Genomic DNA, 18682 nt, shown 5'->3' on the forward strand with positions numbered 1-18682 from the left:
GGACCGACCTCTCTGCGGCTCACGCCGCCGACGTTTTATCTATTGTCATTAGTCTGTAACCCGGGTGTGACGGATGTCAACACCTAACGTCATTCGGTTTTGTCGAACGTGGCGTAAAATGCGCGGCTCCCCCGCCGGCGTGGCCGACGGGGGAGCCGCGAGTCGCGGTGCACGCCACGCAGGGAGGCCCCTGGGTGGCGCGGTCTCACTCGAACTCGATCTTGCCCATGGTCTCCTGGATGTACATGAAGGCCGGCATGTTCTTGAGCATCTGCGCCATCTTGCCGCGCACGCGCAGCTTGCCGCGGGTCATCGCGACGGTGGGGTTGATGCTGCCGTCGAAGCAGCCCCGCCACACGTCGCTGCTGCCGCTGATCAGGAAGTCGGCGCTGTCCAGGTCCTCCTGCGAGGCGTTCCGGACGGCCACGACCTTGCCCTTCTCGAAGCTGACGTAGAACTGGCCCTCGACCGGGGCCTCGTACTTGTAGGCCATGTTGAAGTCGATGTTCTTGCCCTTGTCGGCCCACACGGGGTCGTCGTTCAGGGCAGCGCCCATGGCCTCGTAGAACTCGACGGTTCCCAGCTTGACTGCCATCGTGGTGTCTCCTTGTCGTGCGTTGGTTTCGGGCGGGGTCAGACCGACTCGCCGATGATCAGCGGGAGGGTCAGGACCCCCTTCACCTGGCTGAGGTGGCGCACCGGCGGGTCGGCGGGGTCGAGCCGGTAGTCAGGGATCCGGCGGTGCAGCTCCTCGAAGGCGATCCGCAGCTCCAGTCGGGCCAGGTGCGACCCGACGCACCGGTGGTTACCGGCACCGAACGCGATGTGCGGGTTCGGGTCGCGGGTCAGGTCGACGGTGTCGGGATCCGGGAACTGGTCGCCGTCGTGGTTGGCCGACGCGAACGGGATCAGGATCTTGTCGCCGGCCTTGAGCTGCACGCCGTCGAGGACGTAGTCCTCCTTCACGACCCGGGCCGGGCACACGGCCGACTCCCAGCGCAGCATCTCCTCGACCGCCGTCGGCACCAGCGACAGGTCCCCGACCAGCTGCTTGCGGACCTCCGGGTGCTCGGCCATGTAGATGACGGTGTGGGCGAGCTGACCCTGGACCGTGTGCAGCCCCCCGATGAGGAACAGGAACAGGATGTTGAGCACCTCGAACTGGGTCAGCTCGCGGTCCTCGAACCGGCCGTTGATGAGGATCTGCGTGATGTCCTCGGCGTCGCCGCTGTCAGCCCGCTCGTCGATCATCTCGGCGAAGTAGGCGTAGACCTCCATGGCCGCCGCGGTCCGGACCTCGGTCGCGCGCTCCTCGTCCGCCCCCGGCTCGCCCAGCACGATCGTGTCCGCCCAGTGGTTGAACTTCTCGGAGTCGCCGAGGTCCCAGCCCATCAGTGCGAGGAAGACCTTGCTGGGCAGGGCCCGGGCGAAGGCGTCGATGAAGTCGACCTTCTCGTGCTTCAGCATCTCGTCGATCAGCTCGTTGGTGATCTCGCGGATGCGGGGCTCGAGATCGGCCATCCGCTTCGGCGAGAACAGCGGGTTGATCAGCTTGCGGTAGATCTGGTGGTCCGGCGGGTCCACCTCGATCGGGATCATCGGGCCGTCCTGGCCGATCGTGCCGGGCACGTTGACCGACTCGCTCGAGAAGACGCCCGGGTTGCGGAGGACCTCGTGGATGGTGTCGTACTTGGTCGCCACCCAGTGGCCGCCGTAGCGCGGGCTGTGCGCGACCGGGCACTTCTCCCTCATCTCGGCGTAGACGTCGTAGACGGTGTCGGCGATGTCGGGAGAGTGGATGTCGAAGTCGTAGCTGATCTCGGCGCTCTCGGCGTCCTTGAGCTCGGACATGGGCCTTCCTTTCGTGTGAGCGGGCGACTACGGGGTCGCGACGACGGTGATGGCCCGCTCGGGGCAGTTGTTGACGGCCCGGTCGAGCTCGGCGAGCTCGGCCGGCGTCCTCGCGGCGCCGATCACGATCGGGAAGCCGTCGTCGTCACTGTCGAAGACGTCGGGGTCGGTCATGTAGCAGCGGCCGTGGCCCTTGCATGCCTCGCGGTCGACGCTGGCGGTGCTGGTCTCGCTCATCAGGTCACTCCCATTCGCTGCCGACGACGCCGTAGGCACGGACGTCGAGGTTGGTGTCGAGCGCGGTGAAGAGGCTCCGGGTCTTGGTGTAGGCGAACAGGCCGTCGCGGCCGTTCTCCTGGCCGACGCCGCTCATGCCCTTCCCGGCGAGCGGCGTCCGCATCACATCGGCCTGGGCGACGTCGTTGATCCAGGTCAACCCACCGCGCACCCGCAGGGCCACCTCACGGGCGCGCACCAGGTCGGTCCCCCACACCGCGGCAGCCAGGCCGTACGGCGTGTCGTTCGCGATCCGGACGGCGTCGTCGACGTCGGAGTAGCGGATCACCGAGAGGACGGGGCCGAAGATCTCCTCGGCGGCCGCAGGGTTGCGGTTGTCGATGTCGACGATGACCGTCGGGCTGACGTAGTAGCCGCCCTCGGGCACGCCCGTCGGCGGCTGCCCGCCGACGATCGCGCGGCCACCCTGCTCGATCGAGGCCGCGACGATCTTCTCGATCCGGGTCCGCGCGGCGGCCGAGATCACCGGACCGACGTCGGTGGTGAACTCCGCGGCCGGGCCGAGCTGCAGCGCGCCGGCGCGCTCGGCGAGGAGCTCGACGAACTCGTCGTACCGGGCGTCGGGAACGAGCATCCGGGTGGTCGCGACACAGGCCTGGCCGGCGTGCATCATGCTGCTGAACAGGGTGCCCCGGACGGCCAGCTCCGCGTCGGCGTCGGGCAGCACCACGGCCGGCGACTTGCCGCCGAGCTCGAGCACGACCTCCTTGGCCGTGGCCGCGGCCGCGGCCATGATCCGGGTGCCGACGGCGGTGCTCCCGGTGAAGCTGATCAGGTCGACAGCGGGGTGGGCCACGAGCGCCTCGCCGGCCACTCGGTCGCCGTGCACGATGTTGAGCACGCCCGGCGGCAGCTCGGCCGCGATCGCGGCGGCCGCCAGGGCGTCGGGGCCGACCGGCGTCAGCGGCGAGGGCTTGAGGACCACGGTGTTGCCCGCGAGCAGCGCGGGGGCGACCTTCCACACGCACATGAACAGCGGGAAGTTGTAGGGCGTGAAGGCGCCCACCACGCCGACCGGCTCGCGATGCAGCTCCCACTGGCCGAGACCGGGGTTCGCCTGCAGCGGGAACGCCTCCGGCTCCTCGAGGAGGTGCGCCATCTCGGCGAAGTCGCGCAGGTGCGCCATCGGCGCACCGACCTGCAGCATCGGGCAGAACCGCGCAGTGGCTCCGGTGTCGGCGACCAGGTCGTCGACCAGCGTGTCGAAGCTCTGCTCGAGCGCGGACGCCAGACGTCGCAGCGCCTCGGCGCGGTCGCGCACGGACCACCGCGACCACGGGCCCTCGTCGAAGGCCCTGCGGGCCGCGGCGACCGCGGAGTCGATGACCTCGGCGCCCGAGTCCGGGACGTGGCCGAAGACCTCGCCCGTCGACGGGTCGTCGACGGGGATGACGCCGGGCGCCTCGACCCAACGTCCATCGATGAAGTTGCTGAAGGCACGCATCGCGCTCGTCCTCATTTCATGGTCCAGGTCACCAGGACTCCGGACCGGTGCGGGTTTCGGCCTCACTGGAGGGTGACCACCGTCACGAGCCGAAACCTTATTGGATTAGTTTTAAGTCGTCAACGCTTTTCGGAGACCGGCGTCACATCTCTTCTCGGGACGCGCGTCGGTCAGACGGCGAGTGCGTACAGGTGGTCGCTCTGGTCGTGCTCGAAGCCGAGCTCTCGACTCACTGCGACGAAGTCGTCGACCAACGCGTCCACGAACAGCTGGGCGACGCGGGCACCGCGCGCCTGCGCCTCGATCAGCCCCTGCCCGAGCAGCACCCGCAGCGCGTCCCGGGAGACGCGCGGATCCTCGACCGCGAGGCCTGCCGTGACGGGGACCGTCGCGCCGACCCCCAGTCGTACGGCGCCAGGGACGCCGCCCACCGAGAGCAGCTCGCTCGCCGCCCGCAGCACGGCGAGCTCGTGCGGCGCCATCGCGTCCTCATGGCCCGGCACCAGCACGGGCGGCCGACCCGGGGCCGGGTCGAGCCGGACCTCGGCCCGCTCGGCGCGGTAGGGCCGCGAGCCACCGAGCAGGCGCAGCGTCTTGAACACACCGTGCTCGACACGTGCCCCGAAGCGACGCGCCATCCGCTCGGCCGCGGGGTGGGCGCCGTGCGACCACGACCGGACCTCGCGCAGGCCCGGCAGGGCCGACCAGCCGTCCGGTCCGGCGAGGAGCTCGGCCATCAGGGTGGCGATCCCGTGCGAGCGGAACTCGGGGCGCACGACGAGCTGGACGTCACCCACGCCATCGACCAGGTCGAGGCGCAGGTAGGCGACCAACGGGACGTCGGGCAGCGCGTCCAGGGCCCCGCTCCCCCGCTGCCCCACGGGGGCGATGGTGACGACGAGGTGGCGCACGGACCCCACCCCCGGCGCGCTCGGCCGGGCCGTGGAGAAGCCCGCCTCCGCGTCGTACTCGACCGCGAGGGCGAGCATGTCCTCGACCGCAGCCTGCCGCTCCGCGTCCAGCGCGTCGAACCAGGCCAGCTCGATCATGACGGATCAGCCACGCTGAGGAGTCGGTCGAGCAGTCGACGGAAGACCTGGTTGGCGACCTCGTTGCGGCCCAGCACCATCGGCGCCGCGTCGCGGCTGCGCATGCCCCACTGGGAGTCCCGCAGCACGGGGAAGTCCTCGTTGATGAGGACGGCCTCGAGGATCTTCCAGTTCTTGTCCCACAGGTAGTCCCAGCGCTCCTGGGTCATGCCGGCAGCCTCCGCGGACGGCACGAGCAGGCGCATCTCCATGACGCCCTTCTCCGGCGCGGCGGGGTCGGGCCAGAAGGTCAGCAGCTGGAAGTGGTCGGGCTGCTTGAGCAGCGTCGAGTTCGGACCGAGGAAGTGGGTCTCGGTGACGTCGTCGACCAGGCTCCGCTCGCCGGGGTCCTCCTCGAGCCAGCGGTCGATGCTCTTGCGCGGGGCGATGAAGCGGCAGTGCGAGCCGAAGTCCTCGAAGGCCATCACGTTGGTGTGGATGTACTTCGCGGCGGTGTTCGGGTGCGCGTACTGGATGTGGTAGCCGTCGAGGAAGGCGTCCTGCAGGATCTTCCAGTTGGCGTCCTCGTGGTACACACCGGCCTTCACGCAGTGGAGCCCGTCCAGGTGGTAGCCGGCGAGGATCTCGTCCATCTCGGGCCCGAGCCACCCGGCGACGTCGATCGCCGCCCCCGCGCGGTCGACGACCCACACGAATCCGTGCCGCTCCTCGCAGGGGAGCTCGACCAGCCCGGCCTGCGCGGGGTCGATGTCGCCGACGGTGTTGTCGCGGGTGATGGCCCGCAGCGAGCCGTCGATGTCGTAGGACCAGCGGTGGTAGGGACACGAGAACAGCCGCCGCTTGCCGCAGCTGTCGGTCTCGAGCAGTGCACCGCGATGGCGACAGAGGTTGACCAGCGCCTTCACGCTGCCGTCCTTCTGGCGCACGATGATGACGTTGTTGCGGGGCAGTCGCAGCGTCTTGAACTCGTACGGCTTCGCGATCTCCGAGCCGTGGGCCACGATCGTCGGCACCGCGCCGAAGACCAGGTCGCGCTCGCGCGCGGCCCGGTCCGGGTCGGTGAACTCGAACGCCTCGAACGCCTCGACCTTCTCGAACTGATCGGTCGTGTCGTTGCGCAGGTGGTCCAGGGCCCGCCGGATGCGGGCCTCACGGTCGACCGCCGCGTCACGGGTGACGTCGTCCACAGTCCTACCTCCTCGTTTTAACTAATTGTATTAGGTTTTTGAAGTGACAGCCGACCCCGAGAGGCCGGAAGGGTCAGCGCGCCGACGGCGCCGCTGACGCGGGCTCGCGGAGCATGTCCTGCCAGGACTGGCGCTTGCGGACCGGGACCCGCAGCTTCATGAGCGGGCCGGTCCGGTCGAGCGCGAACGCTCCGACCAGATCGCCGTCGTAGCGGTACTGGGCGAGGAACGGGTCGGTCGCGGCCCCGTCGCCGAGCAGCTCGACCTCGTCGGCCGGCTCGCCGATCATCTGCAGCCGGTGCCCGTACCACTCGGACCAGAAGTAGGGCATGATCGCGCAGGCCTCACGGTCCTCGGTGAGCGCGTTGCGTGCCACGAACACCGCCTGCTCGGTCGTGGCGGTCCAGTGCTCCAAGCGCGACGACCGCCCGTTCCACGGGTTGACCCAGCGGGCGACGTCGCCGACGGCGTACACGCCCGGCACCGTGCTCTCCAGGTACGGCGAGCAGGCGACCCCGTCGCCCACCGCCACGCCCGAGCCGCGCAACCAGTCCGTCGCCGGGTCGACCCCGATACCGATGATGACGAGGTCGGCCGGCAGCGTGGTGCCGTCGTTGAGCCTCACCTTCTCGACGCGACCGGCACTGCCGCCGATGGCGCGCACCTTCGTGCGGATGAGCAGGTCCACGTCGTACTGACGGTGCAGGTAGGCCAACCGCTCGGCGACGAGCGAGCCGACGGCGCCGACCAGGGGAAGCGGCGCCACCTCGACGAGCGTCACCTCGGCGCCTCGCGCCCGGGCGCTGGAGGCGATCTCACCGCCGATGAAGCCGGCGCCGACCACCACGACCCGAGCCCCTGGCTGGAGGGCCGCCCGCACCGCGCGTGCGTCCTCCAGCGAGCGGATCGTGAACACCCCGGCCAGGTCCGCGCCCGGGACCTCGAGCGGCCGCGGCCGGGCTCCGGTGGCGACCACCAGACGGTCGTAGTCGACATCGCCCTGGTCCGTGCGGACCCGGCGGTTGCGGGAGTCCAGCGAGGTCGCCGTGGTGCCGGTCATCAGCGTGACCCCCAGCGCCTCGGGATCGGCCAGGTGGGCGGTCGGGTCCGGCTCGTCGGCACAGGTCAGGAAGTCCTTGGTCAACGGCGGCCGGTCGTACGGCGGGTGCGGCTCGTCGCCGATGATCGTGACCGACCCCTCGAAGCCGAGCCGGCGCGCCTCCTCCGCGACCCGTGCCGCGCCGAGCGAGCCGCCGACGACGACCAGGCGGTCGACTCCGGGGACCAGGTTGCCCTCAGCCATCTCAGCGTCCCTTCCACTCGGGCGTGCGCTTCTCGGCGAACGCCCGGGTGCCCTCGCGGAAGTCCTCCGAGCGCAACACCTTGCCGACAGCACGGTTGTTGACCTGCCACGCCTCGTCGCCCCAGTCGGAGCCGAGGCCGGCCGTCTCGTGCATGACCCGCTTGGTCTCGCGGACCGAGAGCGGCGCGTTGGCGGCGATCCGCCCGGCCAGCTCGAGCGCGACCTCGAGGGTCGTTCCGGCGGGAGCGACCCGGTTGACCAGGCCCCAGGCCAGCGCCTGCTCCGCGCCGATCGGGTCGCCGGTGAGCGCGAGCTCGAGGGCGAGCTTGAGCGGCACCTGTCGCTGGGCACGGATCACGCCGCCCGCAGCGGCGAGGAGACCGCGCTTGACCTCGGGCAGTCCGAGCTTCGCCTCGGCGTCGATGACCGCGAGGTCCGAGGCGAGCACGATCTCGGTACCGCCGCCGAGCGCGAACCCGTTGACGGCCGCGATCGTGGGCATCGAGACGAAGTGCCGCACGTATCCGGCGAAACCCCATTCGGGGTGGCCGGCGGCCATGATGTCCTCGCCCTTGGCGAGCGCCTTGAGGTCCGCACCGGCGCAGAAGGCACGACCCTCACCGGTGACGACGAGGACGCGGACCTGCTCGTCGGCCTCGGCCTCGGCGAGAGCCTCGCCGAGCCCGGTCGAGACCGCACCGTTGACGGCGTTCATGGCGTCGGCGCGCCGGATCGTCGCGATCCCGACATGTCCCTGACGCTCGAGGGTGACCGCCGCGGGCCCGGAGCCCGCCGACGGCGGCACGGAGAGGGGTTCGGACACGTCAGCGGACCTTGGCGAAGCGGGTCGTGAGATCGGCGTACGCCTCGCGGATCTCGGTCTTGCTGATCTTGCCGTTGGGCAGACGCGGCAGCGGGTCCTCGCGGAGCACCACGTAGCGCGGCACCTTGAAGTCGGCGAGCACCTTGCTGGCCTCCTCGACGACGCTCGTCTCGGTGAGTCCGTCGGCCGCCTGGATGATCGCGGCCGGCGTCTCCCCGAACTTCTCGTCCGGCGCGGCGATCACGGCGACCTCGACCACGCCGTCGATCGCGGCCAGCGCCTGCTCGAGCTCGACCGGCGAGACGTTGATCCCGCCGGAGATGATGAGGTCCTTGAGCCGGTCCACGAAGCGGATCCGTCCCTCCGGGTCGGTCGCGCCGAGGTCGCCGCTGTGCAGCCAGCCTCCGCGGAAGACCTCCGCGTTGACCTCCGGCGAGTTCCAGTAGCCCGGCGTGACGCCCGGCCCCTTGATCACGAGCTCGCCGGGCTCGTCGGCCTCGGCGGGCGTGCCGTCGGCCCGCACGACCTGGACCTCGGTGAAGATGCCGCCGGTCCCGCAGCTGCCGGGGTGCTCGCGGAACTCCGAGACCAGGGTGGCAGTCGCAATGCCGCCCGCCTCGGTCATGCCGTAGATCTGGCGCAGCGCGACGTCCTTCGCGGCGTACGCCTCGAGCAGGGCGGTCGGCACGGCGGCACCGCCGACCACGGCGGTCTTGAGCGAGGAGAGGTCGGCGTGCGCGAACTCCGGCGCAGCCGCGAGCGCCTGGTAGACGAGGGGGACGCCGAAGATGGCCTCGATCCGGTGCTCCTCGATGAGCTGGACCGCGCGCGAGGGCACGATCTCCTTCTCGATCACCAGCTTGCCGCCGAGCACGGTCGTCATCAGCAGACCCCACACCAGGCCGGGCGTGAAGGCGAGGGGGAGCAACAAGATCGTGCTGGAGCCCCGGTGGAAGCCCTCCTCGACCAGGGTGGCCTCGAAGACGATGCTCAGCAGGGTGCGGTTGGTCAGCACGACACCCTTGCTGCGCCCGGTCGAGCCGCTGGTGAAGATGATCGAGATCGGCTCGTCCTCGCCACGGTCGACGTCGAACGTCGAGGGCGCGCCGTCGCGAAGCGCGTCGATCGCGCTGAAGGTCACCAGCTCGACAGCCGCCCCCATCGCGCTCGCCTCCTCGACGGCGCCCTTGAACGGGTCGTCCGCGATGACCGCGACCGCGCCGGCGTCGTCGAGCACCTTGCGCAGCTCCGCGGGCTTGAAGCGCGGGTTGAGCGGCACCAGGACGGCGCCCGCCTTGATCACACCGAGCGCGGCCGCCGGCCAGGGCAGGCTGTTGGGAGCCATCAGGCCGACGCGGTCACCCGGTCGCACGCCCTCGGCCCGCAGGTGCTCGGCGATCCGGCTCGACCATCCGCCGAGCTCGCCGTAGGTGAGGGTCTCGCCGTCCAGGACGATCGCGGTGTCGCCGGCCTTGGTCCTGACCCACCACGCCAGGGCGGAGGTGACGGTGGCGCTCATTCGGTGCTCCTCGGAGTTGGGGGTGCGCTGGATCGATGCCGTGGCCGGGGCCACGGTGTGGATCCCGAGATCCGTAAAACTATTGACACTAGATAATCGGAATCATGGCGAGTGACCGGGGTCACTGTCAATGCCGGACCGGGCGCGGCGCCGGTTCACAGGTCCAGGACGAGGGGGCCGGACCGGCAGCGCCCCACGCAGATCAGCATGCAGTCGTTCGCCTCGCGCTCCTCGGCGGTGAGGATCGAGTCCCGGTGGTCGGGCACTCCACCCAGGACACCGGTCTCACAGGTACCGCAGGTGCCCTCCCGGCACGAGAAGTCGACCTCGATCCCCGCCGCGGCGAGCGCGTCGATGATGCTGACGCCCTCTCCCACGCCGATCCGGGCGCCCGTCGAGGCGATCTCCACCTCGAAGGCGCCACTGCCGCCGTCGACCTGCTCCTTCGGCGAGAAGCGCTCGAGGTGCAGCCGCTCGCCCGGCCGTCCGGCCAGCTCCGCCTCGAGTGCCGCCAGCAGCGGCTCGGGGCCGCATGCATAGACGGCACGCCCGGGCACCGGCTCCCCGAGGATCCTCGGCAGGTCGAGCAGTCCGGTCTCGTCCTGCGGCAGGACGCTGACCCGCGCGCCGTACGCCTCGAGCTCGTCGAGGAAGGCCATCGAGGCGCGGGTGCGCCCACCGTAGGCGAGCCGCCAGTCGGCGCCTGCCGCCTCGGCCGCGCGGAGCATCGGGAGGATCGGCGTGATGCCGATGCCACCGGCGACGAACTGGTAGACCGGTGCGTCCTCGAACGCGAAGTGGTTGCGCGGCCCGGCCACGGTGACCTCGTCGCCGGCGCGCACGTGCTCGTGGATCCATCGCGACCCGCCGCGCCCGTCGACGACGTCGAGGACCGCGATCCGCCAGCGACCAGGGTCGGCCGGGTCGCCACAGAGGCTGTACTGGCGCCTCGGTCCCCCGTCGGGAGCGAAGTCGATGTGCGCCCCGGGGCCCCAACCGGGGAGGTCCCCGTCGACGGGCTCGATGTCGAGGACAACGACCCCGTCGGCGCACCGTCGGCGCTGCGCGATCCGCGCCCGCAGGCTCGACTCCCTGGCCATCGGGCCCCACCTCCCCACCGTCGTTGCGTTGTCGTGTCCGCAGTGTATCTAATGGGATTAGGTTTGTGAACATCTCGCCCCAACGACCAGGAGGTCACATGAGCACCCTTGATCTGTTCCGTCTCGACGGACAGGCCGTCGTCATCACCGGCGCGAGCAGCGGACTCGGAGCCGGCTTCGCCCGTGCGCTCAGCGGGGCCGGTGCCGACCTCGTGCTCGCCGCACGCCGCGCCGACCGCCTGGCGGAGCTGGCAGCCGAGCTGCGCGCCGACGGCGGGCGGGTGGAGACGGTGACCGCGGACGTCTCCCTGCCCGAGGACTGCTCCCGGGTCGCCGGGCACGCGATCGAGCGCTTCGGCCGGATCGACGCGCTCGTCAACAACGCCGGCCTGGGTTCGGCCGTCTCCTCGCTCAAGGAGACGCCCGAGGGCTTCCGCCGGCTCATCGACGTCAACCTCAACGGCGTCTTCTGGATGTCCCAGGCCGCCGCCCGCAGGATGACGCACGGCGGGTCGATCGTGAACGTCTCGAGCGTGCTCGGCCTGGTCGCGCCGCGCTACCCGCAGGCCGCCTACGCCGCGAGCAAGGCGGGCGTCATCGGCCTGACCCGCAACCTCGCCGGCGAGTGGAGCGGGCGGCGCGGCATCCGCGTGAACGCACTGTGCCCCGGCTACTTCGACTCCGAGATGACCGCAGGCGAGGGCGACCTGCTCCGCACCATGGTCGCGGAGCAGAGCATGCTGGGCCGCTTCGGCCGCCAGGAGGAGCTCGACGGCGCGCTGCTCTTCCTGCTCAGCGCGGCGTCGTCGTACGTCACCGGGACGACCCTGACCGTCGACGGGGGCCTGACGTCCTACTGACTTCCGGGCGTGGCCGGCGGCGGCTCGGGCCACCGCGGCCCGTAGGCCGGGTAGTCGCGCGGCACCCGCATCGGGAAGGACGGCTCGCGCTTCTCGAGGAAGGCAGCCACCCCCTCCTGGACGTCGGCCTGGGCGGGCAGCGCGTAGACGCCCCGCGACTCGATGGCATGCGCCTCCCAGGGCGAGGCCGCGCCGAGCATGCTCCACAGCTGCTGTCGCGACAGCGCCACCGCGACGGTCGAGGTGTTCGCGGCGATCTCGCGCGCGACGTCGAGCGCCGTCGCGACCACCTCGCCATCGGGTACGACGCGGGCCACCAGCCCCGACGCCAGCAGCTCCGGCGCCGGCAGCAGCCGGCCGGTCAGCACCCACTCCGTGGCGCGCGCCATCCCGACCAGACGCGGCAGGAACCAGCTGGATGCCGACTCCGCGACCATGCCGCGCCGCGGGAAGAGGAAGCCGAGCCGGGTCGACTCGCCGGCGACCCGGATGTCCGCCGGGAGCACCATCGAGGCACCACCCCCGACGGCGGCCCCGTTGAGTGCGACCACGAGCGGCTTGAGCATCGCCGCCAGGCGCAGCGTCACGACGCCGCCGGCGTCGCGGGGCACTCCGGCGATGTGGCCGAAGCGCTCCTGGAACGCGCGGTGTCGCGGGTGCGGCTCGCGACCCTCGGCGTGGAAGCCCTCGGCGAGGTCGGCACCGACGCAGAAGTTGCGCCCACTCCCGGTCAGCACGACGACGGCCACCTCGTCGTCGGCCTCGGCCCGGTCGACGGCGTCGACGAGCTCGGTGCACAGCTGGAGCGTCATCGCGTTGCCCTGTCCGGGCCGGTCGAGGGTGATCGTCGCGATCCGGTCGCGGACCTCGAAGCGGACCACGGGGGCGGACGAGTCGGACGAGCCGGCACGGGCCGGTGAAGTCATGGCTCTCTCCTCTTGAGGTTCGAGCCATAAACCGTACATCATTAGATTTATCTGCATGACCGAGAGGAACACCATGAGCACGCTCCCCCTGCTGCTGGACGGCATCCGGGTCATCGACGCCGGCGACGCCGTGGGCCAGGCCGCCGCCCGCCACCTGGCGGACCTGGGGGCGGAGACGATCCTGCTCGAGCCTGCCGGCGGCTCGCCGCTGCGGGCCGAGGAACCGCTCCACGACGGCCACTCGCTGCCGTTCGCGCTCCGCAACGCCAACAAGGCCTCGGTCCGGGTCGACCTCGACTCGCCCTCCGGTCGCAGCCAGGTCCGCGACATCCTCGCCGGCGCGGACATCGCCTTCCTCGCCCGCGACGCCGCCGACGCGGTCGACCTCCCGCGGCTGACCGACGGCGCGCCGCACCTGGTCGTGGTCGTCTCCTCCCCCTTCGGCTCCACCGGCCCACGAGCCGACTGGCAGGCGACCGAGCGGACCCTGCTCGCGCTGAGCGGCGCGATGTCGCGCAGCGGACGGCCGGGCGATGCGCCGCTGCTGCCGCCGGACGGGATCGCGTCGGCGACCGCCGCCGCCCAGGCGGCGTGGAGCGCGCTGACGGCGTACGTCGCCCGGCAGCAGAGCGGCGCCGGCCAGGTCATCGACCTGGCGCACCACGAGGCCGTCGTCACCGGGCTCGATCCCGCCTTCGGCGTCCAGGGCTCGGCGGCGGCGGGCCGCTCCGGCAGCTTCCGCCGCGGCCGCCCGCCGGCCAGCTCCTACCCGATCTACCCGTGCGCCGACGGATTCGTCCGCCTCTGCCTGCTGGCCAAGCGGCAGTGGCGCGGCATGTTCGGCTGGCTCGGCGAGCCCGAGGAGTTCGCCGACCCCCGCTTCGACTCGATCGCCGCCCGCTTCGAGGCCGCGGACCGGCTAGACGCGCTCATCGTCGCCCTCTTCGCCGACCAGCGCGGCGCCGACCTGGTCGAGGAGGCCGCGCGCCGCGGCGTCCCGCTGGCGCAGGTGCTCACCATCGGCGAGGCCACCGCCGCCGACCATTTCGTCCGCTCGGGCGCCGTGGTCGACACCGAGATCGCGCCCGGGCTGAGCGCGAGCGTGCCGGTCGGCAGCGTGCAGGTCGACGGCTCCCGGCTGGGCTGGCGCACGCCGGCCCCGGCGGCCGGCTCGTCGGTGGCGCCGCCACCGCGCGCCCTCCTCGGCGGCGGTACGGCGGCACCCGCACCCGCCGCGCCCTTCGCCGGACTGCGGGTGCTCGACCTCGGCGTCATCGTGTTCGGCGCCGAGGTCGGCCGCGCCTTCGCCGACCTCGGCGCCGACGTGATCAAGGTCGAGAGCCTGGCCTTCCCCGACGGCCTGCGCCAGACCCGCGGCGGCGAGGCCATGAACGCCTCCTTCGCCTGGGGCAACCGCAACAAGCGCAGCCTCGGCCTCGACCTCCGCTCCGCCGAGGGCAGGGAACTCTTCCTCCGGCTCGCCGACCACAGCGACGTGGTGCTGTCGAACTTCAAGCCCGGCACCCTCGACTCCCTCGGGATCGGGTACGACGCCCTGGCGGCGCGCAACCCGGGAATCGTCGTGCTCGAGAGCGCCGCCTTCAGCTCGACCGGGCCCTGGGCCCGCCGTCTCGGCTACGGCCCCCTCGTCCGGGCGTCGGTGGGCGTCACCAGCCTGTGGAAGTACGACGCGGCCGACCCCGAGTCGTGGGACGGCGTGACCGTCTACCCGGACCACGTGGCCGCGCGGGTCGCCGCCCTCGCGGTCGCGGCTGCGCTCGTGGACCGCGCGCGCAGCGGCCGCGGCCACCGGGTCGAGGTGGCCCAGTCCGACGTCGTGCTGCACCAGCTCGGCACGCTGGCCGCGCACGAGTCGCTCGTGCCGGGCACCGCCCGGGCGGTCGGCAACCGCGGACGCGCACTGTTCGGCGGGGTCTTCGCCTGCGCCGGCGACGACGAGTGGGTCGTCCTCGACGCCCGCGACGCGACGGAGCTCGCCGCCCTGGAGGCCCTCGTGGGCAGTGCCCCCGGCGCCGACGAGGGCGTGCTGGCCAAGGCCGTCGGCGCCTGGTCGGAGACGCTGACACCGGTCGAGGCGGCCGACGCGCTGCAGGCCGCCGGACTCCCGGCCGCGCCGATGCTCCGGCTGCCCGAGCTGCTCGACGACGCCCAGCTCGCCCACCGCGGGACCTACCGACCACTGGTGCACCCGCTCATCGCGGACCCGCTGCCGAGCGAGAACACGGCGGCGCCGTACACGCACCTGGTCGAGCCGGATCCCAGCCCCGCACCGTTGCCCGGGCAGCACACCCGGGCGATCGCCCGCGACGTGCTCGGCCTCGACGACGCCACGATCGACCGGCTGGTCGACGACGGTGTCCTGCACCAGGCCGGGTGATCGCGATGGACATCTGGTTCGCGGAGGACCTGGAGGTCGGCGACGTCCATGACCTCGGCACCACCAGCGCGTCCGAGGCCGAGATCATCGCCTTCGCGCGGCGCTTCGACCCCTTGCCCCTCCACGTCGACGAGCAGGCCGCCGCGGCCGGGCCGTTCGGAGGGGTCATCGGCAGCGCCGCGCACACCCTGGCGCTCTACTCGGGCCTGGCATCACGGGCCTTCATGCCCCGGGTCGCCCTGGTGGCCGGCAAGGGCATCGACCGGATGCGCCTCCCGGCGCCCCTGCGGCCGGACGTCGTCCACACCGCCACCATCGAGGTGCTCGACGTCGCGCCCCGGTTCCGCGGCGACGCGACCTCGACCGACCGGGCCGACCTGCGGTGCGCCGGCCGGCTCGTCGACGCCGACGGACAGGTCGTGCTGGCCCTGGAGGCACTCCAGGTGGTGCGCTACCGCGCCCCGCGACACCGCTGAGGTCGGTCAGTCCGGCGCGTCGCCCTCGCCGCTCAGCTCGTCGACGCAGGCCGCGAAGGCCGCCGGGGAGGCCAGTCGGGTGAGGCCCCGCAGGGTGCACTGCACGATCGCCTGGGTCCGGGAGAGCAGGGTCCGCACCGGACTGCCGGCGGGCGGCGTCGCCGGCTGCTGCGCCGTCGGCTGGTCGGCGGGCTGTGCCGGAGCGGGGCCGGAGGCGTCCGCCGACGGGGTGACCGCGTGGTGGCCCGGCTGCTTCCCCTTCGAGGACGGGTGCCCCTGGGCGTCGGCCGCGGCCTCGACCGGCGTGTCCCCGGCCGCGGGCACGCCGTACCCGGCGGCCACGGTCCGCACCGGCACCCCGGCGGCATAGGCGTCCATGATCTCCAGCACGAGCGCGACGTACTGCGCCGAGTGGTTGTAGCGCCGGACCGCGCTCCTCAGGTCCGCGGGCACCGCGAGGTCGCCGACCCCCGTGCAGAGGTAGACGGCCGTCGCCAGCGCGGCGTCGTCGACGTCCTGGGGATCACGCCGGCCGTCGCCGTCGGCGTCGACGCCGACGACGCTCCACGTGGTCGGGACGAACTGCAGCGGACCGACCGCACGGTCGTACGTCGTGTCGCCGTCGAGCCGCCCGGCGTCGGTGTCCGAGACCAGCGCCCGGCCCGAGGCGCCGTCCAGGGCCGGTCCGACGACGGCCGGGACCGCGACGCCCTCGTCGTCGAGCGCCGCGCCACCGACGCGACCGTGGTCGGACTCGACGCGCCCGATCGCGGCGACCAGCGTCCAGTCGAGGTGGCAGCCCGGGTCAGCGGCGCCGATGACGGCCGCGGCACGCTGGTAGGCAGCGGAAGCGGCGGCAGGGATGTCCGCGGCAGGGTGCGACGCGGTCGCCACGGACCGCGCGCGAGCAGCCCCCCGCGGAGGAAGGGCGACGCTCGCCGGCGGCTCGGCGGCGACGTCCGCGCCCGGGATCTCGGCGGCCGGGCCGGCCGGCTCCTGGGCGACGACCTGATGCCTCGGGCCGTCGTGCACCGGACCGACATCGGCCACGCTCACCGTCCACGACGCCGACAGCAGCACCAACGGCGACAAGACCGCCGTACGACGCGCGGCAACCATCCGCGCCCGAGACATCCTGGCCATCGCGCTGCCACCTCCCCTGATCCCATGAGTTCGTGACCCCAGTCACAGGGCACGCCAGGGAGACTATCGCCATTAGGTTTACGCGGCAATGTCGGGTCCGCCGGCGCGGGGTCAGCGACACCGATCGTCGCGGACGATCGGGACGTCCGCGTCGGAGGTGCCGACGCCTGGCTGTTCACGGTCGGCGATGGCCCGATGTACGACAACGACATCGACTGGCGGTGGCGCGCGACGCGGACGTCGGCCGGGCTGCCGCACGTGCGCCTCCACGACCTGCGGCACTTCTACGGGTCCGGACTCATCGCCGCGAGCTGCGACGTCGTCACCGTGCAACAGGCACTGGGGCACTCGTCGGCGACCACGACACTGAACACCTACAGTCATCCGTGGCCGACGGCGGAGGACCGGACGCGGGCAGCCGCCGCTGGCTTGATGGTCCAGGCGCTGAACGCGACGGGGCGGTCCGACTCCAACTCAACTCTCTCATAGAGTGCCGCACTCGCTGATAGAGTATGAAAGAGTCTGAGAGAGTTGGTGAGAAGAGTGTCAGAGTCGAGTCTGGACGCGATGATCGATCGACTTCGCCGGCTCGGGCTGGAGCCCACCGAGATCGAGGTCAAGGCTGCCGCCGGCGGACTGCCTAAGACTGTCGGCGAGACACTGAGTGCCTTCTCGAATGGTGACGGCGGCACCCTCCTGCTCGGGCTGGACGAGGACGGCTTCCGACCCGCCAACGGGTTCGATGCGGCGAAGATCCGGGACGCCCTGGCCACCGTGTGCCATCAGAAGATGTCGCCGCCGATCAGGACCGCGATCGAGATCATCGACTTCGAGGACGCCCAAGTCGTCCGGCTCGACGTCGAGGAGCTCGACCCGGTCGACAAGCCCAGCTTCATCGCTGAACGCGGTGAATACAACGGATCCTTCATCCGCGGCGGCGATGGGGATCGGAGGCTCAGCCGCTACGAGGTCACTCAGCTGCTGTCGAACCGCGATCAACCGACCCATGACCAGGAGATCGTCGACGAGGCGGCGATCGATGACCTCGACCCTCGCCTCGTCGAGCAGGTCCTCCGGCATGCGGCCGATCGCTCACCGCGCGCCTTCGAGGGAGTGGAGCCCATCACCGCGCTCAAGCGGCTCGGAGCAGTCCAGGAGCTCAACGGCACGCCACGACCGACCCTGGCCGGATTACTCAGCCTCGGCGTCTATCCCCAGCAGTTCTTCCCGCAGCTGTTCGCCTCGGTGGTCGTTCTCCCCACGACGCAGATGGGGGAGCTCGGCCCGGAAGGCGAGCGCTTCCTCGAGAACGTGACAGTAGATGGCCCCATCCCGGTCATCCTTCACGAAGTGACAGCCGTGCTCCGCCGCAACATGAGCCGGGCCGCGATCGTGCGGGGCCTCGGCCGCGAGGATCGATACGACTACCCCACCGAGGTCATTCGCGAGCTGATCACCAACGCGCTCATGCACCGCGACTACAGCCCGGAAAGCCGCGGTACGCAAGTGCAGATCGAGCTCTATCCCGATCGCTTGGTCGTCAAGAGCACAGGCGGCCTCTTCGGCGGTGTGACCGTCGACCAGTTGGGCGCCGCCCGCATCGAGTCCAAGTCGAGAAACGCAACGCTCGCGAAGTTGCTCGCAGACGTTCCGCTTCCCGACCGGCCGAACGAAACCATCGCCGAGAATCGTGGATCAGGCTTGGTCACCGCAGTTGCCGCACTCCGCAAGGCGGGGATGTCTCCCCCAGAGTTCGACGCCGAGCCGGGCCGCCTGATGGTGACCGTGCCCCGGACTGCGCTGCTCGCACCGCAGACCATCGAGTGGATCGCCAGCCTCGGCCTCGCGGAGCTGACGGACGCTCAGCATCTCGCCCTCGCCATCATGCGGAGCTCGGGACGCGTAAGTGTCGGGATGCTGCGGGCCTGGGGGGTGAGCGACACCGACGCTCGCCGCGCCGTCAGGGACCTCGTCGCGCGCGGGGTTGCCATTCGGACAGGAGGGAAGCGCTACGCCAGCTACCGGCTGATCGAGGAGGTCGACCAGCTTCCCCTGCCCGGACTCGACGCGGCAGCCGTCGCGGCCGACGCCACCGAGCGCGAGGGCATCGAGGCCGAGCTGGACGTCATCGTGCAGGCGATCCAGGCTGGCCACACCACGTCACGAGGAATGGTCGAGCACCTCGGGATGGGCTACCAGACCGTCCTGCGCCGGCTGCGCGAACTCGAGGACCGCGGCATCGTGGAGCCCACCCGCCCGAAGAAAAGCAGCAAACAGAGCTACCGCATCGTCGGCCAGTGAGCGCT

Annotated in this window: 17 protein-coding genes; 5 read left to right on the forward strand and 12 right to left on the reverse strand. The window is 71.5% G+C overall.

Translation table 11 applies throughout. The annotated features are described in order from the left end of the window. Positions 1 to 205: 205 nt before the first annotated feature. The 10 genes from KU893_RS05355 to KU893_RS05400 all read right to left on the reverse strand — a co-directional run bounded on the left by KU893_RS05355 (position 206) and on the right by KU893_RS05400 (position 10573). Positions 206 to 595 carry an SCP2 sterol-binding domain-containing protein gene (locus KU893_RS05355; RefSeq protein ID WP_218233311.1) on the reverse strand — a complete coding sequence of 130 codons (390 nt, stop codon included), beginning with the start codon at positions 593 to 595 and terminating at the stop codon, positions 206 to 208. Between the two features lie 38 nt (positions 596 to 633). Then, positions 634 to 1851, reverse strand: a complete 1218-nt coding sequence (locus KU893_RS05360) for a cytochrome P450 (RefSeq protein ID WP_218233312.1) — start codon at positions 1849 to 1851, stop codon at positions 634 to 636. Between the two features lie 27 nt (positions 1852 to 1878). Then, on the reverse strand, positions 1879 to 2088 hold the full coding sequence (locus KU893_RS05365; RefSeq protein ID WP_218233313.1) for a ferredoxin: 210 nt from the start codon (positions 2086 to 2088) through the stop codon (positions 1879 to 1881). A 4-nt stretch (positions 2089 to 2092) separates the two neighbouring features. Beyond that, on the reverse strand, positions 2093 to 3592 hold the full coding sequence (locus tag KU893_RS05370) for an aldehyde dehydrogenase family protein (protein WP_218233314.1): 1500 nt from the start codon (positions 3590 to 3592) through the stop codon (positions 2093 to 2095). Between the two features lie 170 nt (positions 3593 to 3762). Continuing rightward, the gene (locus tag KU893_RS05375; RefSeq protein ID WP_218233315.1) at positions 3763 to 4641 is read right to left on the reverse strand and encodes a GNAT family N-acetyltransferase; all 879 of its coding nucleotides are present in this window, start codon (positions 4639 to 4641) and stop codon (positions 3763 to 3765) included. Beyond that, a complete protein-coding gene (locus KU893_RS05380; protein ID WP_218233316.1) occupies positions 4638 to 5828 on the reverse strand; it encodes an aromatic ring-hydroxylating oxygenase subunit alpha in 1191 nt (396 codons plus the stop codon). The genes KU893_RS05375 and KU893_RS05380 overlap by 4 nt, the downstream gene beginning before the upstream one ends. Positions 5829 to 5901: 73 nt before the next feature. After that, positions 5902 to 7131 (reverse strand): NAD(P)/FAD-dependent oxidoreductase, encoded by a 1230-nt coding sequence (locus KU893_RS05385; RefSeq protein ID WP_218233317.1) that lies wholly within the window; start codon positions 7129 to 7131, stop codon positions 5902 to 5904. A 1-nt stretch (position 7132) separates the two neighbouring features. Continuing rightward, on the reverse strand, positions 7133 to 7954 hold the full coding sequence (locus tag KU893_RS05390) for an enoyl-CoA hydratase-related protein (RefSeq protein WP_257440869.1): 822 nt from the start codon (positions 7952 to 7954) through the stop codon (positions 7133 to 7135). Position 7955: 1 nt separating this feature from the next. Beyond that, entirely contained in the window at positions 7956 to 9473 is a 1518-nt protein-coding gene (locus KU893_RS05395) for a class I adenylate-forming enzyme family protein (protein ID WP_218233318.1), read from the reverse strand. 155 nt (positions 9474 to 9628) lie between these two features. Continuing rightward, entirely contained in the window at positions 9629 to 10573 is a 945-nt protein-coding gene (locus tag KU893_RS05400; protein ID WP_218233319.1) for a PDR/VanB family oxidoreductase, read from the reverse strand. A 98-nt stretch (positions 10574 to 10671) separates the two neighbouring features. On the opposite strand from KU893_RS05400, the gene KU893_RS05405 reads away from it, so the two are divergent. Continuing rightward, positions 10672 to 11433 (forward strand): SDR family NAD(P)-dependent oxidoreductase, encoded by a 762-nt coding sequence (locus KU893_RS05405; RefSeq protein ID WP_218233320.1) that lies wholly within the window; start codon positions 10672 to 10674, stop codon positions 11431 to 11433. Here KU893_RS05405 and KU893_RS05410 read toward each other — a convergent pair. Next, positions 11427 to 12359, reverse strand: coding sequence for an enoyl-CoA hydratase-related protein (locus KU893_RS05410; protein ID WP_218233321.1), 933 nt, complete (start codon positions 12357 to 12359; stop codon positions 11427 to 11429). The two genes, KU893_RS05405 and KU893_RS05410, sit on opposite strands and share 7 nt — an antisense overlap. A gap of 55 nt (positions 12360 to 12414) precedes the next feature. On the opposite strand from KU893_RS05410, the gene KU893_RS05415 reads away from it, so the two are divergent. Both KU893_RS05415 and KU893_RS05420 read left to right on the forward strand, forming a co-directional pair. Next, entirely contained in the window at positions 12415 to 14757 is a 2343-nt protein-coding gene (locus KU893_RS05415; RefSeq protein ID WP_218233322.1) for a CaiB/BaiF CoA-transferase family protein, read from the forward strand. 5 nt (positions 14758 to 14762) lie between these two features. Next, positions 14763 to 15233: a MaoC/PaaZ C-terminal domain-containing protein gene (locus KU893_RS05420; protein WP_218233323.1), complete on the forward strand. Its 471-nt coding sequence runs from the start codon at positions 14763 to 14765 to the stop codon at positions 15231 to 15233. 6 nt (positions 15234 to 15239) lie between these two features. Here the strand turns inward: KU893_RS05420 and KU893_RS05425 are convergent, their stop codons facing one another. Further along, positions 15240 to 16376: a lytic transglycosylase domain-containing protein gene (locus KU893_RS05425; RefSeq protein ID WP_218233324.1), complete on the reverse strand. Its 1137-nt coding sequence runs from the start codon at positions 16374 to 16376 to the stop codon at positions 15240 to 15242. A gap of 171 nt (positions 16377 to 16547) precedes the next feature. Between KU893_RS05425 and KU893_RS05430 the strand changes: the two genes are divergently transcribed. Together KU893_RS05430 and KU893_RS05435 are read left to right on the forward strand one after the other, a co-directional pair. Further along, positions 16548 to 16865 carry a tyrosine-type recombinase/integrase gene (locus tag KU893_RS05430; protein WP_257440874.1) on the forward strand — a complete coding sequence of 106 codons (318 nt, stop codon included), beginning with the start codon at positions 16548 to 16550 and terminating at the stop codon, positions 16863 to 16865. Positions 16866 to 16943: 78 nt separating this feature from the next. Then, positions 16944 to 18677 carry an ATP-binding protein gene (locus KU893_RS05435; RefSeq protein ID WP_218233325.1) on the forward strand — a complete coding sequence of 578 codons (1734 nt, stop codon included), beginning with the start codon at positions 16944 to 16946 and terminating at the stop codon, positions 18675 to 18677. The last annotated feature ends 5 nt before the right edge of the window (positions 18678 to 18682 follow it).

Source organism: Nocardioides daeguensis, from assembly GCF_019192965.1.
Lineage (GTDB): Bacteria > Actinomycetota > Actinomycetes > Propionibacteriales > Nocardioidaceae > Nocardioides > Nocardioides daeguensis.

Coding starts and splice junctions, on each gene's coding strand:
- KU893_RS05355 (WP_218233311.1), bottom strand. CDS start 595: ATGGCAGTCAAGCTGGGAACCGTCGAGTTCTACGAGGCCATGGGCGCT.
- KU893_RS05360 (WP_218233312.1), bottom strand. CDS start 1,851: ATGTCCGAGCTCAAGGACGCCGAGAGCGCCGAGATCAGCTACGACTTC.
- KU893_RS05365 (WP_218233313.1), bottom strand. CDS start 2,088: ATGAGCGAGACCAGCACCGCCAGCGTCGACCGCGAGGCATGCAAGGGC.
- KU893_RS05370 (WP_218233314.1), bottom strand. CDS start 3,592: ATGCGTGCCTTCAGCAACTTCATCGATGGACGTTGGGTCGAGGCGCCC.
- KU893_RS05375 (WP_218233315.1), bottom strand. CDS start 4,641: ATGATCGAGCTGGCCTGGTTCGACGCGCTGGACGCGGAGCGGCAGGCT.
- KU893_RS05385 (WP_218233317.1), bottom strand. CDS start 7,131: ATGGCTGAGGGCAACCTGGTCCCCGGAGTCGACCGCCTGGTCGTCGTC.
- KU893_RS05395 (WP_218233318.1), bottom strand. CDS start 9,473: ATGAGCGCCACCGTCACCTCCGCCCTGGCGTGGTGGGTCAGGACCAAG.
- KU893_RS05400 (WP_218233319.1), bottom strand. CDS start 10,573: ATGGCCAGGGAGTCGAGCCTGCGGGCGCGGATCGCGCAGCGCCGACGG.
- KU893_RS05405 (WP_218233320.1), top strand. CDS start 10,672: ATGAGCACCCTTGATCTGTTCCGTCTCGACGGACAGGCCGTCGTCATC.
- KU893_RS05410 (WP_218233321.1), bottom strand. CDS start 12,359: ATGACTTCACCGGCCCGTGCCGGCTCGTCCGACTCGTCCGCCCCCGTG.
- KU893_RS05415 (WP_218233322.1), top strand. CDS start 12,415: ATGACCGAGAGGAACACCATGAGCACGCTCCCCCTGCTGCTGGACGGC.
- KU893_RS05420 (WP_218233323.1), top strand. CDS start 14,763: ATGGACATCTGGTTCGCGGAGGACCTGGAGGTCGGCGACGTCCATGAC.
- KU893_RS05425 (WP_218233324.1), bottom strand. CDS start 16,376: ATGGCCAGGATGTCTCGGGCGCGGATGGTTGCCGCGCGTCGTACGGCG.
- KU893_RS05435 (WP_218233325.1), top strand. CDS start 16,944: ATGATCGATCGACTTCGCCGGCTCGGGCTGGAGCCCACCGAGATCGAG.